The 439-nt window shown below is 32.6% G+C and carries 1 pseudogene; it reads left to right on the top strand.

Annotated elements, in window-relative coordinates:
* Positions 1-72: 72 nt before the first annotated feature.
* Positions 73-439: pseudogene (locus CRG87_RS07970) on the top strand (DNA polymerase III subunit beta); the annotation flags it as partial.

Raw genomic sequence — 439 nt, 5'->3', positions numbered from 1 at the left:
GACCTACTAATACTACTTAATTAAATATATAATTAATATAAATAAAACAGACACGAACTCAGGAGGTAACAAATGAAATTTACCGTAAACCGCAATCTCTTTGTCGACAATCTAAACAACGTAATGCATGCTATTTCTTCACGTGCAACAATTCCAATATTAAGCGGAATTAAACTTAACCTAACCGAAGATGAATTAATCCTAACTGGTAGCGATACTGATATTTCAATCGAAATTCATATTCCTGTTAGTGAAGATCTAACAGTTGAATCTACTGGATCAGTGGTTTTGCCAGCCCGTTTCTTCAGCGAAATTATTAGACGCTTACCTGGTAAGGAATTTTCTTTAGAAGTAAAAGACAGTTTCCAAACTCAAATTATTTCTGAAAATAGTGAATTCATAATTAACGGTCTTGATGCAAATAACTATCCAAGATTAC

Source organism: Lactobacillus apis (assembly GCF_002837055.1).
GTDB classification, from domain to species: domain Bacteria; phylum Bacillota; class Bacilli; order Lactobacillales; family Lactobacillaceae; genus Lactobacillus; species Lactobacillus apis.
Note: the sequence above shows the minus strand (reverse complement) of the source record. Positions and strands in the feature narration are given on the sequence as shown.